This is a genomic window from Mesorhizobium sp. WSM4313, from assembly GCF_002294725.1.
Classification (GTDB): Bacteria; Pseudomonadota; Alphaproteobacteria; order Rhizobiales; family Rhizobiaceae; genus Mesorhizobium.
In genome coordinates, this window is sequence record NZ_NSFT01000005.1 from 165,975 (window position 1) to 179,149 (window position 13,175).

Annotated in this window: 14 protein-coding genes; 7 read left to right on the forward strand and 7 right to left on the reverse strand. The window is 62.8% G+C overall.

The window, feature by feature from the left end; translation table 11 throughout:
• Position 1 precedes the first annotated feature (1 nt).
• On the reverse strand, positions 2 to 205 hold the full coding sequence (locus tag CK219_RS13890; RefSeq protein ID WP_040985243.1) for a DUF465 domain-containing protein: 204 nt from the start codon (positions 203 to 205) through the stop codon (positions 2 to 4).
• Between the two features lie 239 nt (positions 206 to 444).
• Here CK219_RS13890 and CK219_RS13895 point away from each other — a divergent pair, with 239 nt between their 5' ends.
• The 5 genes from CK219_RS13895 to CK219_RS13915 all read left to right on the forward strand — a co-directional run bounded on the left by CK219_RS13895 (position 445) and on the right by CK219_RS13915 (position 4,500).
• Positions 445 to 624, forward strand: a complete 180-nt coding sequence (locus CK219_RS13895) for a YdcH family protein (RefSeq protein WP_042641511.1) — start codon at positions 445 to 447, stop codon at positions 622 to 624.
• Between the two features lie 239 nt (positions 625 to 863).
• Positions 864 to 2,114 (forward strand): flavodoxin-dependent (E)-4-hydroxy-3-methylbut-2-enyl-diphosphate synthase, encoded by a 1,251-nt coding sequence (gene ispG, locus CK219_RS13900; protein WP_095767544.1) that lies wholly within the window; start codon positions 864 to 866, stop codon positions 2,112 to 2,114.
• 4 nt (positions 2,115 to 2,118) lie between these two features.
• Positions 2,119 to 2,979 (forward strand): lytic transglycosylase domain-containing protein, encoded by an 861-nt coding sequence (locus CK219_RS13905; protein ID WP_095767330.1) that lies wholly within the window; start codon positions 2,119 to 2,121, stop codon positions 2,977 to 2,979.
• Positions 2,980 to 3,008: 29 nt separating this feature from the next.
• On the forward strand, positions 3,009 to 3,227 hold the full coding sequence (locus CK219_RS13910) for a hypothetical protein (protein WP_245340486.1): 219 nt from the start codon (positions 3,009 to 3,011) through the stop codon (positions 3,225 to 3,227).
• 136 nt (positions 3,228 to 3,363) lie between these two features.
• Complete coding sequence (locus CK219_RS13915) at positions 3,364 to 4,500, forward strand: sterol desaturase family protein (RefSeq protein ID WP_095767332.1); 1,137 nt, start codon at positions 3,364 to 3,366, stop codon at positions 4,498 to 4,500.
• 233 nt (positions 4,501 to 4,733) lie between these two features.
• On the opposite strand, the gene CK219_RS13925 is transcribed toward CK219_RS13915, so the two are convergent.
• The 3 genes from CK219_RS13925 to CK219_RS13930 form a co-directional block, all read right to left on the reverse strand.
• Positions 4,734 to 7,067: a response regulator gene (locus tag CK219_RS13925; protein ID WP_095767333.1), complete on the reverse strand. Its 2,334-nt coding sequence runs from the start codon at positions 7,065 to 7,067 to the stop codon at positions 4,734 to 4,736.
• A 185-nt stretch (positions 7,068 to 7,252) separates the two neighbouring features.
• On the reverse strand, positions 7,253 to 7,471 hold the full coding sequence (locus CK219_RS31175; RefSeq protein WP_141245343.1) for a hypothetical protein: 219 nt from the start codon (positions 7,469 to 7,471) through the stop codon (positions 7,253 to 7,255).
• 14 nt (positions 7,472 to 7,485) lie between these two features.
• Entirely contained in the window at positions 7,486 to 7,809 is a 324-nt protein-coding gene (locus CK219_RS13930; RefSeq protein ID WP_095767334.1) for a hypothetical protein, read from the reverse strand.
• A 94-nt stretch (positions 7,810 to 7,903) separates the two neighbouring features.
• Here CK219_RS13930 and CK219_RS13935 point away from each other — a divergent pair, with 94 nt between their 5' ends.
• Positions 7,904 to 9,907, forward strand: coding sequence for a PAS domain-containing sensor histidine kinase (locus CK219_RS13935; protein ID WP_095767335.1), 2,004 nt, complete (start codon positions 7,904 to 7,906; stop codon positions 9,905 to 9,907).
• A 17-nt stretch (positions 9,908 to 9,924) separates the two neighbouring features.
• Here CK219_RS13935 and CK219_RS13940 read toward each other — a convergent pair whose 3' ends face one another.
• Positions 9,925 to 10,497 (reverse strand): HXXEE domain-containing protein, encoded by a 573-nt coding sequence (locus CK219_RS13940; protein WP_095767336.1) that lies wholly within the window; start codon positions 10,495 to 10,497, stop codon positions 9,925 to 9,927.
• 244 nt (positions 10,498 to 10,741) lie between these two features.
• On the opposite strand from CK219_RS13940, the gene CK219_RS13945 reads away from it, so the two are divergent.
• A complete protein-coding gene (locus CK219_RS13945; RefSeq protein ID WP_095767337.1) occupies positions 10,742 to 11,716 on the forward strand; it encodes an alpha/beta hydrolase in 975 nt (324 codons plus the stop codon).
• A gap of 75 nt (positions 11,717 to 11,791) precedes the next feature.
• Here the strand turns inward: CK219_RS13945 and CK219_RS13950 are convergent, their stop codons facing one another.
• A complete protein-coding gene (locus tag CK219_RS13950) occupies positions 11,792 to 12,010 on the reverse strand; it encodes a 4-oxalocrotonate tautomerase family protein (RefSeq protein WP_095767338.1) in 219 nt (72 codons plus the stop codon).
• 212 nt (positions 12,011 to 12,222) lie between these two features.
• Positions 12,223 to 13,098: a polyprenyl synthetase family protein gene (locus CK219_RS13955; protein WP_245340487.1), complete on the reverse strand. Its 876-nt coding sequence runs from the start codon at positions 13,096 to 13,098 to the stop codon at positions 12,223 to 12,225.
• Positions 13,099 to 13,175: the final 77 nt, after the last annotated feature.

A 13,175-nucleotide genomic window follows, 5' to 3' on the forward strand; every position in this document is an offset into this window, starting at 1 on the left:
CTCAGGCAATGATGTCGGGAATGATGCGGTCTTCCAGCGCCGACAGCCGGTCTTTCAGCATCAGCTTCTTCTTCTTCATGCGCTGGATCTGAAGCGGGTCGCAGCCGGTGGCGATCATCGCGTTGATGGCGGCGTCGAAATCGGCGTGTTCTTGTTTGAGCCGGGAATATTCGAGGCGTATTTCAGCCTGTTCCTGTTCGGACATTATCTACCGTCTGCGTATGCATCGCCCAATCGGGCTGTTTGGGCGGGGCCGTGACTTGCGGGTTTGTGACCGGCGCGCAGCCCTTACCACATTTCACTTTGTCGTGGAATGCTACCACGTGGCATTCGACATCGAGATCGGTTGGTGGCAAACTGTCATGGTGCCGTCACAGTCGCAACCTGCGGTGGAGGCTCCTGCGACGGCTGCAATCGAGGAAACCATGAAAGGGAGAACCATTCATGTCTCTTGCATCCCATCTTGACGAGTTGCAGCGGAAACACGGTGATATCGAGCGCGAGCTCACCGATGCGATGAACCATCCTTCGGTCGACGACCTCGAAATCGTGAATCTCAAGCGACGCAAGCTGGCAATCAAGGACGAGATTGAAAAGCTGAAAGCTAGTCCGACGACACACTGAAGCTCTTCCAGGCACCATCATCGCAACCCGCTGCGGTGAATTTCCGGTGGCAAGAAATGCCACCGGGTCGGTGCTTTTAACTGAAATTGACGGAAAGCTGGCCGCAAATCTTGCGGTCGGACCGGTTGTTATTTCCCGCACGGCTCTAGCCGATTTGCAGGCTGGCTCGCCGCTTGCCATTGACAAGCCATCTTTGCTCCGCCACCTCATGCCGAAACTCCCAAATGAAGGCGACCGGCATGACCGGATATTTTTCTTCTCCCTTCCCGCGTCGCCGGTCGGTCGGCGTATCGGTCGGCGGCGTGATGGTCGGCGGCGGCGCACCGGTCGTCGTGCAATCGATGACCAACACCGATACCGCCGATGTCGACCAGACCGTCGCCCAGGTCGCGGCGCTGCATCGTGCCGGCTCCGAGATCGTGCGCATCACGGTCGACCGCGACGAGAGCGCGGCGGCGGTTCCGCGCATCCATGAGCGGCTGTTGCGGCTCGGCATCGATGTGCCGCTGGTCGGCGACTTCCACTATATCGGGCACAAGCTGCTCGCCGATCATCCGGCCTGCGCCGAAGCGCTGGCCAAATACCGCATCAATCCGGGCAATGTCGGCTTCAAGGACAAGAAGGACCGCCAGTTCGCCGCGATCGTCGAGATGGCGATCAGATATGACAAACCGGTACGCATCGGCGTCAATTGGGGATCGCTCGACCAGGAGCTTTTGACCCGGCTGATGGACGACAACCAGGCGAAGGGCTCGCCGCTCACCGCGCAGGAAGTCACGCGCGAGGCGATCGTACAGTCGGCGATCCTGTCGGCCGAGATGGCGGAAGAGATCGGGCTTGGCCGCGAAAAGATCATTCTGTCGGCCAAGGTCAGCGGTGTGCAGGACCTGATCGCCGTCTACACCGAGCTTGCCACCCGCTCCGATCATGCGCTGCATCTGGGCCTCACCGAAGCCGGCATGGGCACCAAGGGCATCGTCGCCTCTTCCGCCGCGATGGGTATCCTCTTGCAACAGGGCATCGGCGACACGATCCGTATCTCGCTGACGCCGGAGCCGAATGGCGACCGCACCCGCGAGGTGCAGGTGTCGCAAGAGCTTCTGCAGACCATGGGCTTCCGGCAGTTCGTGCCGATTGTCGCGGCCTGCCCCGGCTGCGGCCGCACCACCTCCACTGTGTTCCAGGAACTTGCCCAGGGCATCCAGGCCGATATCCGCAAGAACATGCCAGTATGGCGCGAGAAATATCCCGGCGTCGAGAACCTCAAGGTCGCGGTGATGGGCTGCATCGTCAACGGTCCCGGCGAATCCAAGCACGCCGACATCGGCATATCGCTGCCCGGCACCGGCGAGACGCCGACGGCGCCTGTCTTCATCGACGGCAAGAAGGCTGCGACGCTGCGCGGCCCTTCGATCGCGCAGGATTTCGAGAAGATGGTCGGCGACTATATCGAGCAGCGGTACGGACACGGCAAAGCCGCCGCGGAATGAACCGATGCGGCGTTTCCTAAAGGCAACGCTGCTCTTGTTTTTCGTGCTGATCCCGGCCGCCCAGGCATTCGCCGATCCGCCGCAGTCGAAGTCGGCCGCCAAGCGCCTGATTTCCCGCGTCTGCGATCTGATCGAGACCCAGGCCCAACAGAACGGGCTGCCCAAGGATTTCTTCGCCCGGCTGATCTGGAAGGAGAGCCGCTTCGATCCGGGCGCGGTGAGCCCGGTCGGCGCCGAAGGCATCGCGCAATTCATGCCGGGCACCGCGAAGATGCGTGGGCTCGCCGATCCCTTCGACATCGGGCAGGCCATCCCGGCCTCGGCGAAATATCTCGCCGAGATGAAGGTCAGCTACGGCAATCTCGGGCTCGCGGCCGCGGCCTACAATGCCGGCGAGAACCGCGTGTCGCGCTGGCTGAGCTCGGGCGGCTTCCTGCCAATGGAGACGGAAAGCTATGTCTTCGATGTCATGGGCGAGCCCGTCGACAAGTTTTCCGACAAATCCTATGCCGGCACCGTCCAGCCGCTCGACCCGAAGATGAGCTTCGCGGTTGCCTGCCGCAGGCTGCCGGTGATCATGTCGCGGACCGTCGCCATGGCTTCGATCAACGTAAAGCCGTGGGGCGTGCAGGTGGCGGGCAATTTCCGCCGCTCGGCGGCGATAGGCCAGTGGCTGCGGGTCAGGGGCAGGTTCCCGGCTTTGCTCGCCAGCCGTGACCCGGTGGTGAGCCGGGTGCGCACGCCGATCGGCCGGCGCGGTATCTACGCGGTCAGGATCGGCGCCGATTCGCGCGGCGAGGCCAACGGCATCTGCGACAAGCTGCAAAGCGTCGGCGGCGCCTGCGTGGTGCTGCGCAATCGGTGACGCAACGCCAGGACAGTGGGCCGCAAGAGGTGCTCGAAACGCGCGAAAGCCGGCGTGCAGACCGACTGCCCGGACTTGCACGCTGGCAATTCGAACGCGTGCACTTGGGTGTCGCCGACGACCTTGAGCTCGACACCAGCCGGCTGATGCCGGCGAATGTGCCCGCCTCATCCAGCAGCGATTTAAATTGTAGCGACTTGCATTCCTGGCGGGGACGCGAGCTTCCCGGCCGTCAACAACGCCGATAGCCAATTGCTAATGTTGCGACGAGAATCCGCTTGTCAGGGCGGTGGCGTTCAAATCTTATTGCGCTTTGCCATAGTAAGAGCGGGCACAGTGTTTTCCAGGGCGCGTTTTTATTCGGATCACATAGGGGGGAGCATCATGCCGGAGGGGAATTTCCTTAAAAGGGTGATCGGTGAGCTCGAAACACCGCGCACCAAGCGGCCGTTCGGGTCCGGCTGGCTGTCCGGCTCGATCGCATTGCTTGCCGGGATCACCGGCCTCCTGATGGTCATCGTATTGCGCTATCCGACGCTGACCTCGATGCCGGACCTTGCTCCGATCCACCAGATGCTGTTCTTCAAGCCGGTCCTCTATTTCGTGCTTATCTCGGGCTACGTCCTGGCCATCCTGAGCATGATGCTGCGCCGGGAAAAGACGCTCGGCGTGGGGGCTATGGTCACGGTGCTGTTGGCCTCGCTCATCGGCATGCTCCCGGTGCGTCACGAGTTGCATGTCGACGGCGTGTTCTTCGGCCTTGATTTCTTCATTCTCAATGTCCTGTTCATGGGCGTGCTGTTCGTCCCGCTCGAACGCATCTTTGCCCGCAACAAGAGCCAGACCGTGTTCCGCGACGAATGGCGCGAGGACCTGTTCTATTACCTGGTCTCGTCGCTGCTGGTTCAGATATTGACCTACCTGACGCTCGCGCCGTCCAATTTCGTCAACGCGCAAGCCGGCCTCGGTTCGGTGCGCGCCTGGGTCCACGATCTCCCCTGGGTCGTGCAACTGCTGGCGGTGATGTTCCTGACCGATCTTGCCCAATATTGGGTACACCGGGCCTTCCATCGCATCCCGTTCCTGTGGAATTTTCATGCCGTGCATCATTCGGCCAAGTCGATGGACTGGATTGCCGGCGCGCGGATGCATTTCCTGGAAATCATCGTTCTTCGCAGCCTGACGGCGACGCCGATGTTCGTGCTCGGCTTCGATGAATCGGCGATCCAAGCCTATATCCTGATCGTCTACGTTTATTCGTCCTTCATCCATTCCAACATCGGAACCAGTTTCGGTCCGGTCGAAAAGATGCTCGTGTCGCCGCGCTTCCATCATTGGCATCACGGCCTCGAGAAAGAGGCAATCGACGTCAATTTCGCCATTCATTTCCCGCTGCTCGACCGGCTGTTCGGCACCTATCATCTGCCCGAGGGACGCTGGCCGAAGGGCTATGGCATTCACGGCCATCCGGTGCCGAAAGGCTATTGGCGGCAATTCCTGTATCCGTTCCGGCGGGGCTGAAGGCTCGAAAAGAGCTGGTTCAGAGTCGGCGGGACAGCGCCCCCCTCTGTCCTGCCGGACATCTCCCCCACAAGGGGGGAGATTGGCCGTCACGTTTGCTTTCGCCAATCTCCAACGGACGGACGAAGCGCCGGAACTGCTGATCTCCCCCCAAGTGAGGGAGATGCCCGGCAGGGCAGAGGGGGCGCGAAGGAACTCGGCGGTGGCCGCCGAACGCACCTGGCGCCTGACGCTTAAGCCGTCTTCGCCGCCACGGTCTCGCTGAGCCAGGTGCCGATCTTGGCGCCGAGGCGGTCGGGCGAGACCGGTTTCGGCAGATAGTCGTCCATGCCTGCCTCGATGCATTTTTCACGGTCGCCCTTTAGCGCATGCGCGGTGACGCCGATGATCGGCGTGTGATCGCCGTTCTGCTCTTCGATGGCGCGGATGGCGCGCGTCGCCTCATAGCCGTTCATCTCCGGCATGGAGACGTCCATCAGCACCAGGCGCGGGCGCAACGAGCGGTACATCTCGACAGCCGTCCGACCATTGCCGGCTATGCGATAGCTGAGGCCAAAACCGTTGAGGATCTGGCCGAAGACCAGCTGGTTCACGTCATTGTCCTCGGCGATCAGGATATCGATCGGGCCGCTCGGCGCTGCCGTCGATTCCGGCGCCGCCGGCAAGGACACCGACGGGCCGCGGATGACGGTGAAGGCCGGCGGGGCCGCCTGGGCCGCGACCGGCTCGCGCACGAAATGCGCCTTGGCGCCTTGCGTGCGCGCCTTCTGGATGGCGGCAATCACGGTGCCCAGCAGCACCGCCGAACGCGCCGGCTTGGTAAGATGCGCGACGATGCCGAAATCGATCACCATGCGGCCGAAATCGACCTGGTCTACCGAGGTGAGCAGCACGACGGGGATGGAAGAGAGGCGGCTGTCGGCGGCGATGGCTCTGGCGACATCGGCGCCGTTCATGCCGGGCATCTGGTAATCGAGGATGATGCAGTCGACCGAGGCGCCGAGCTGGCAGGCGCGGTCGAGGAAAGCGAGGCCGACCGCGCCGCTTTCGGCGGCCGCGCAGTCGAAGCTCCAGCTTCTGAGCTGCTCCAGCAGGATCTCGCGGTTGACCGGATTGTCGTCGATGACCAGCACACGGGCGCCGGTGACGTCGACCGGCACCAGCTCGTCACGCGCCTGCTGGCTATGCGCCGGCAGCGGCACGGCGAACCAGAACACGGAGCCGCGGCCGATCTCGCTTTCGACGCCGATCTTGCCGCCCATCAGGTCGACAAGCCGGGCGCCGATCGCAAGGCCAAGGCCGGTGCCTTCATGGCGGCGGGTCGAGGAGCCGTCGACCTGGGCGAATTTCTCGAACACGCTTTGCAGTTTTTCGGCCGGGATGCCGATGCCGGTGTCCTCGACGCGGACCTTGAGCTGGACCACACCGTCGACGACATCGCCGCCGACATCGATCAGGACATGGCCCTTCTCGGTAAACTTCACTGCGTTGCCGAGCAGGTTGGTGACGATCTGGCGGAAGCGCCCGGCATCGCCAACGACGAAGGCCGGCAGGCGCGGGTCGACGCGCACGATGAGCTCGAGGTTCTTTTCGGCAACGCGCGCCGACACCAAGGTCGCCACATCCTCGACCGCCTCCGCGAGGCGGAAAGGGGCGGGGTCGAGCGTCAGCTGGCCGGCATTGATCTTCGAGAAATCGAGGATGTCGTTGATGATGGTGAGTAGCGCGTTGCCGGATTTGACGATGACGTCGGTGAAGGTCTTCTGGCGCGGCGTCAGCTCCGTCTTGGCAAGCAACTCGGCCATGCCGAGCACGCCGTTCATCGGCGTGCGGATCTCATGGCTCATATTGGCGAGGAATTCGGATTTGGCGCGGTCGGCGGCCTCGGCCTTGAACAAAGATGCGGCGGTCTCGGCGAAGGCGCGGCGGATCGCATTCTCCATCGGCCGGAATATCAGAAACGCCGCGATGGCGAGCACGGCGAACAGCAGGCCGCTCGCCCACAGGAGCAGCCGGTCGCTGGAAGCATCGGCGAGGCGGCGCTCCTCGTCTAGCGCGGTGCGCACCTTCACCAGCATCGGCTGGGCGAAAAGGTCATTCTGGTTACGGATCTCGCGGTAGCTCCACTCGTCGACCTTTTGGGCGACCGCCATCAGGTTGAAGTTGCGCACCATATCGCGCGCCGACCAGAACAGGTCGTCATTGACCGAAGCGGTGTCCAGCGCGTTGACGGTGTTGTTCGACAGGCGCGGCCTGATCGCGGCAAGCTGGGCGTTCAGGATCCCGATCTCGCCCATCAGGCGTTCGGAATGGCCGCGCGCGGCGGTCGCCAACGCATCGCGCGTCTCGCTGCGCCAGGCCGTGCCGGTGGTCTCGGCGAAATTGGTGGCGTTGCGCAGGTCGCGGGCGAAGATGACGAAATTGCCGCTGAGAGCATCGACCTCGTGGCGGTACGAATTCACACGGTTGAGCGCGAACATGACGGCGGCCGAGGCCAGCGCAAAGACAAGCAATCCCGAAATGTAGCGGATCCGGATCGACCGGAGGAAGGAAGAATATTCCGGCATGCGCAACCCCAACACATACGCACAATTTTAATGGTCGGGATTACGCTTGATTTACATTAAGATTTCGTTGGAGGGAGGGTGGCCTTGTCGCAGCTTCCAATACAAAGGCGACGTATCGCTGTCCGTGACAGACAGGGTAAGCGCACTGGAGTTCCGGACAGCGCCTCGAACCGGATGGCAGATCGTCAATCCGATGTATCGGAGAGGATCCCGTTTCCTTTGCGCAGCGTGATCCGCCGTCGAGGATGCTCATCTCTCGCGGCTTGAAAAATGGCGCGGGCAAGCTGGGCCGTAGCGGCGCGAGCGAGGACCCGTTCGATGATCTCATGGCTGTCGGCCCGCCAGAGTTCGATACGATAGGGCAGCGCTTCGGCCGAACGGGAAGAATTGGCGCTCCGTGTCATAGACAGGCCTCTGCCTAATTCGTCGGGCCGTTCCATCTCGAAACGAAATTGTTCTTGTGCCGCAAGGTGACGTAGCGATCCGGATGCTCACGCGTCGCTGCATAATAGGCAGCGTAGCCGATACTGGCATTTGCCGTGACAGCGAGGACTTGTTCGACACCATTCTTGGCGGCGTTCCACAACTCGACCCTATACGGCAGTTCGTCATGCTCGGCAGAGCCGGGTTCGTGAGAGACGGGATTTTCCTCGTCATCTCCAGGCTCGTTTTCCGGAGCAAAGCTGTACAGATGGCCCGGATTTCTGAGATTGGCCGCGAGAGTGGATGAATATGTCGCCATGGTCCAAGCTTGTTGCTATGCGGGATAGGCACGCTTATGTTGCAAACGTGTCACCGGACGAACTGCTTGTTGCGAGCGTAGCACGGGTTCGACAATGCCACCGACCACAGCCGACGCGCAACATCTTTCCGACAGCCGGCGCCTCGAACTCTTCATCGACGCCGTTGCCGATTACGCGATCTACACCCTCGATGCAGATGGCCTCATCACCAGCTGGAATGCCGGCGCTGAGAAGATAAAGGGCTACGCGGCTTCGGAAGTCCTGGGGCAGCATTTTTCCCGATTTTTCACAGTCGAAGATCAGGCGAATGGGGTTCCGAGCAGGATGCTTGCCGCGGCAAAGGCGGAGGGAAGATACGAGGCCGAAGGATGGCGGGTGCGCAAGGACGGAACCAGGTTCTGGTCGAGCGGCCTTGTCCAACGGGTACTGGACCGCAACGGCGTTCTTTTGGGTTACGCCAAGATCACGCGAGACATCACGGAGCGCGTCGCCGCGCATGAATCGCTGCTGCAGAGCGAGCGGCGCTTCCGCATCCTTGTCGACGGCGTGACCGACTATGCCATCTACATGCTCGATCCAAGCGGCGTGGTCACCAATTGGAACGCCGGCGCCGAGCGGCTGAAAGGCTACGCTGCCGAGGAAATCGTGGGCCAGCATTTTTCCAAATTCTATACTCGCGAAGAACGCGCAAAAGGCACGCCGCTCCGCGTCCTTGAAGCAGCCGTGCAGAACGGGCGATATGAAGGCGAGGGTTGGCGCGTACGCAAGGATGGCAGCCGTTTCTGGGCATCGGTTGTCGTTACCCCGATCCATAACGACGCAGGCCGACTCGAGGGATTCGCCAAGGTCACGCGCGACATCACCGAACGCCGTGCGGCGCACGAAGCCTTGCGCCAAAGCGAGCGCCAGTTCCGCCTTCTGGTGAGCGGCGTGACCGACTATGCGCTCTTCATGCTTGACCCCAACGGGCTGGTGACCAGTTGGAACGCCGGCGCGGAGCGCATCAAGGGCTATGCGGCCGAAGAAATCATCGGTCAGCACTTCTCACGTTTTTACACCGAGCATGACCGTGCCGCCGGTTTACCTGGCCGCGCGCTCCATACGGCAACACGGGATGGACGCTTCGAAACCGAGGGCCATCGGGTCCGTAGGGACGGGACGCTGTTCTGGGCGAATGTCGTGATCGATCCGATCCGCGACGAGCGAGGAGAGCTGATCGGCTTCGCCAAGATTACACGCGATATCACCGATCGACGCGATGCGGAGATCGCACTGCGGCAGGCGCAAGCGCAACGCGTTCATGCCCAGAAAATGGATGCGCTCGGCCAACTGACCGGCAGCATCGTGCATGATTTCAACAATCTCCTGACGGTGGTCGAAAGCTTTGTTCGATTGGGGAAGAAAGTGGGCGCCGATCCCGAAATGAAGCGGGCGACCGAATCCGTGGAACTTGCACTCCAGCGCGGCGCCGCATTGACACGCCAGTTGCTGGCCTTCTCGCGCAAGCAGGCTGCCCGCGCCGAGGTCGTCTCGCTGGCAGAGCGAGTGGAAGCCGTCCGCGCAATGATAGCGGGCTCCATGCGCAAATCGGTGAAATTGGTCGCCGCTGTCGGACCCGAAACCTGGCCAGTCAAGGTCGACCCCGGCGAACTGGAGCTTGGTCTCGTCAACATTGCCTTCAACGCGCGGGACGCCATGCCAGACGGTGGCCTGGTAACGATAACGGCGGAGAACGTGCTGTTGTCGAGCGGCGATAACGCAGCCGGCCTGCAAGGTGAATTCGTCGCGTTGCGGGTGACCGACACAGGCATCGGCATTGCGGCAGACGTGCTTCCGCAGGTTTTCGAACCGTTCTTCACGACCAAAGGGCCCGAGAAGGGCACAGGCCTCGGCCTCGCCCAGGTCTACGGTTTGGCGCAGCAGTCCGGCGGCGCGGTCACGATTGACAGCGAAATCGGCAAGGGCACGACGGTGACGATCTATCTTCCCCGGGCCGATATGGCAGTCGCCGCGCAGAGCGCGGAGCCGGAACAGCCGGCCAGCGCGAATGTGGTGCCGTTGAGGACAAAGGGCCGTTTTGCCGATGATCAAGACTGATGACGTCGCCGCCGATGCTATGAGGTGACGACGAGAGAGCGGTATCGGGCGGCCACGACCGCAATGATCGCCAGGTGAAGCAGGATCGCGAGAGCTGCGCCGATCAATTGCGGGACAAGACCTCCCGTCCGGCCGATCATCCAGATCGTGACGACGCTCAGCGGCAAAAACAAAATGACGCTGGTGACGAGGCCGGGATTGTATTTGCCGAGCCGCGCCGATGTCACGAGGTGCGCGAGCGCGTTCACGATCATGACATAGGGGGCAACCAGGCCCCAGGCGGGTCCCCACAGGAATGCCGCATAAAGAGCCAGCAGGTTGATGCCCCAGACAAACGGCAGGTTGATGACGAGAACCGAGGCGACGGTAAGGGCGTCACGGCCGCCGAAAACATTTTTGTTCGCGAATTTGCGGAATCGGTCGCCAGCGTGCTCTTCGACCTGATGGACCATGTAAAACGGGCTGTGCAGGAAGATCAGGAACACCGGCAGCGGAAGCGATAAGACCGGCGCGGCCGCTATGAGCGATGCTGCCATGAACCCTGCACCGATGACCCAATAATCGGCCAGCCAGGCTTTCAGCTTAAGCATTGGTTCCCCGCCTCCTCAGTCAGCGATCCTGCACGAATGGACGCGCATCGCCAGGACTATTCAAGTGCGTGGACGCCGTGGCGCTACTTGACCACGTCGGATATTGACCGCCGCGACCTTCCCTGAGACAGTCAATGGAAGATGCGCGCCTCCAAAACTTGGCACCCCGCCGGCTCGGCCATCCGTTGCGGCGTCTGGCCTTTCGCCATTGATCAGAGGTGGAACGCGAGCATGAGAAGCGGCCGTGAGCGAACCTATACAGCGGATAGTTGAGACCAACGGCATCCGCCTCAATATCGCGGAGCAGGGCGAAGGGCCGGTGGTGCTTTTGTGCCATGGCTTCCCTGAATCCTGGTATTCCTGGCGGCATCAGCTGGGCGCGCTCGCAGCGGCGGGCTTCGGTGCCGTCGCCCCCGACATGCGAGGCTACGGCAAGAGCGACCGGCCGGAAGCGATCGACCAATACACGCTCTTTCATCTGGTCGGCGACATGGTGGGTCTTCTCGACGCCCTCGAGGTCCCCAGCGCCGTCATCGTCGGCCACGACTGGGGTGCGGTGGTGGCCTGGCATGCCGCGCTGCTACGGCCGGACCGCTTCCATGCCGTCGTCGGCCTCAGCGTGCCGTTCCGACCGCGCGGCAATGCGCGTCCGACCAGCCTCATGCCGCGAACGGCGGAGTCCCAGTTCTACCAGCTCTATTTCCAGCAACCCGGCATTGCCGAGGCGGAGCTGGAACGGGACCCGCGGGCCACGGTGCGCACCATGCTTTACGCGGTGTCGGGAGACGCTTCGGATGGCGGCGCCAGAATTGCCATGGTCCCGCACGGCGGAGGTCTCCTGCAAGCCGCCGAGGTTCCTGCAAGTCTGCCGCACTGGCTCAGCGAAAGCGACAGCGATTTCTACGCCGGCGAGTTCCAGCGCACCGGCTTTGCCGGAGGTCTCAACTGGTACCGCAACATCGACCGGAACTGGGAACTGATGGCGCCCTTTGCCGGCGCGCGGATCAAGGTTCCCGCTCTCTACGCAGCAGGCGACCGTGACCTTGTGGTCGCTTTCCCCGGCATGGATCAACTGTTGGCCAATCTCAGGAACTTCGTCCCGCAAATCCGCGATACGCTGATGCTGCCCGGCTGCGGGCATTGGACCCAGCAGGAGCGCCCGGACGAGGTCAACGCCGCGATGATCGATTTCCTGCGGAGCTTGCCGAACCGGGGCTGATCCAAGGGAAAGCGAGTATCGGCTCCGACACGGAAAGTTGGGCGTGCGCTCGGCAAGCGACTCGCCCGGTTCAAGTCAGGCACTATCCTCGGCCCGGTAGGCGTCGGGAAGAATGAAGACCTCGTCGGCGCGGCCATAGCCTCCGTCGGGAACTTCCTCGATCAGCACCATGGTGTGGGGGCGTACACCTTCGCCGAAATAGTCGACGAACATCTGCGTGGTCTTGTGGACGAGGTCTTCCTTTTGCGCCTTTGTAAGGGCGGCCTCGGGCATCTTGAAGTTGGCAAAGGGCATTTCCAGGTTCCTTCCGGTGGATTTCACGGCTCTGGATAGAGGGCCGGGGAGGCGTCAGCGACCGGGCCGATGATGTCCGTTCGTTGTCCTGGAGCGGATATAGACTGCTGCGGATGCCGGATAATCACCCGGCCATCGACAGCAGTATTCGAACATAGCGAACAATCGGAGCTGTTGTCGGCTTCGGCAATTGCCGCCCGCCGCGCCACCGTTCAGCTGCTGCGCGTCGCCACGAAGGTCGCCGCCTGCTTGAGCAGCTCAGCCCGCTCGCCATAGGGCTCAAGCAGGGCATGCGCCTGGTCGATGAGGCCGTGGAGCTGACCGCGCGCCCAGTCTGGTCCGTGCAGTGCTGCGAGCGTCGCCTTGCCGGCGGCCGCATCCTTGTTCGTCGCCTTGCCCATCTGCTTTGCGTCGGCGGTCAGGTCGAGCAGGTCGTCGGCGAGCTGGAAGGCAAGGCCGATCGCCGACCCGAACTCCGCCAGCCGCTCGCGCTCGGCAGGAGGCGCGCCGGCGACGATCGCGCCGGCCTCGCAGGCGAAGCGGATCAGCGCGCCGGTCTTCATCGCCTGCAGCGTGATGATGCCCGCCTCGTCCGGCCGTTCGCGCTCGGCTTCCAGGTCCAGCATCTGGCCGCCGACCATGCCGCCGGCACCGGCCGCTCGGGCAAGGGCGAGAACCAGGGTGGCGCGGCGCTCCGCCGCCAGCAACGTCGCCTCGTCGGCGACGACGTCGAAGGCCAAGGTCAGCAACGCGTCGCCGGCGAGGATCGCGGTCGCCTCGTCGAAGGCCCTGTGCACCGTCGGCTGGCCGCGCCTTAAATCGTCGTCGTCCATGGAAGGCAGGTCGTCATGAATGAGCGAGTAGCAATGCACGCATTCGAGCGCCGCGGCGACGCGCAGCGCCGCCTCGCTATCGGCCGAAAACAGCGCGGCACTTTCCATGACCAGAAATGGCCGCAGCCGCTTGCCGCCGTTGAGCACGCCATGGCGCATGGCCGCCATCAGGCGCTCCGGCCGCACGATCTCACTGGTGAGCGGACGCGCGTCGAGGATCCGCCGCAGCTCGGTCTCGACCGCGGCGGCGCGCATGAAAAGCGCGGATTCGAAGGCGATCTGGTCGTCTTTGCCCATGGCCGGGACCGGTAGCCGACACTCAGACATTGCGC

What these genes read in the sequence shown, in the direction of transcription:
- CK219_RS13890 (WP_040985243.1), bottom strand. Translation starts at nt 205, where the DNA reads ATGTCCGAACAGGAACAGGCTGAAATACGCCTCGAATATTCCCGGCTC.
- CK219_RS13895 (WP_042641511.1), top strand. Translation starts at nt 445, where the DNA reads ATGTCTCTTGCATCCCATCTTGACGAGTTGCAGCGGAAACACGGTGAT.
- ispG (WP_095767544.1), top strand. Translation starts at nt 864, where the DNA reads ATGACCGGATATTTTTCTTCTCCCTTCCCGCGTCGCCGGTCGGTCGGC.
- CK219_RS13905 (WP_095767330.1), top strand. Translation starts at nt 2,119, where the DNA reads ATGCGGCGTTTCCTAAAGGCAACGCTGCTCTTGTTTTTCGTGCTGATC.
- CK219_RS13915 (WP_095767332.1), top strand. Translation starts at nt 3,364, where the DNA reads ATGCCGGAGGGGAATTTCCTTAAAAGGGTGATCGGTGAGCTCGAAACA.
- CK219_RS13925 (WP_095767333.1), bottom strand. Translation starts at nt 7,067, where the DNA reads ATGCCGGAATATTCTTCCTTCCTCCGGTCGATCCGGATCCGCTACATT.
- CK219_RS31175 (WP_141245343.1), bottom strand. Translation starts at nt 7,471, where the DNA reads ATGACACGGAGCGCCAATTCTTCCCGTTCGGCCGAAGCGCTGCCCTAT.
- CK219_RS13930 (WP_095767334.1), bottom strand. Translation starts at nt 7,809, where the DNA reads ATGGCGACATATTCATCCACTCTCGCGGCCAATCTCAGAAATCCGGGC.
- CK219_RS13935 (WP_095767335.1), top strand. Translation starts at nt 7,904, where the DNA reads ATGCCACCGACCACAGCCGACGCGCAACATCTTTCCGACAGCCGGCGC.
- CK219_RS13940 (WP_095767336.1), bottom strand. Translation starts at nt 10,497, where the DNA reads ATGCTTAAGCTGAAAGCCTGGCTGGCCGATTATTGGGTCATCGGTGCA.
- CK219_RS13950 (WP_095767338.1), bottom strand. Translation starts at nt 12,010, where the DNA reads ATGCCCTTTGCCAACTTCAAGATGCCCGAGGCCGCCCTTACAAAGGCG.
- CK219_RS13955 (WP_245340487.1), bottom strand. Translation starts at nt 13,098, where the DNA reads ATGCGCGCCGCCGCGGTCGAGACCGAGCTGCGGCGGATCCTCGACGCG.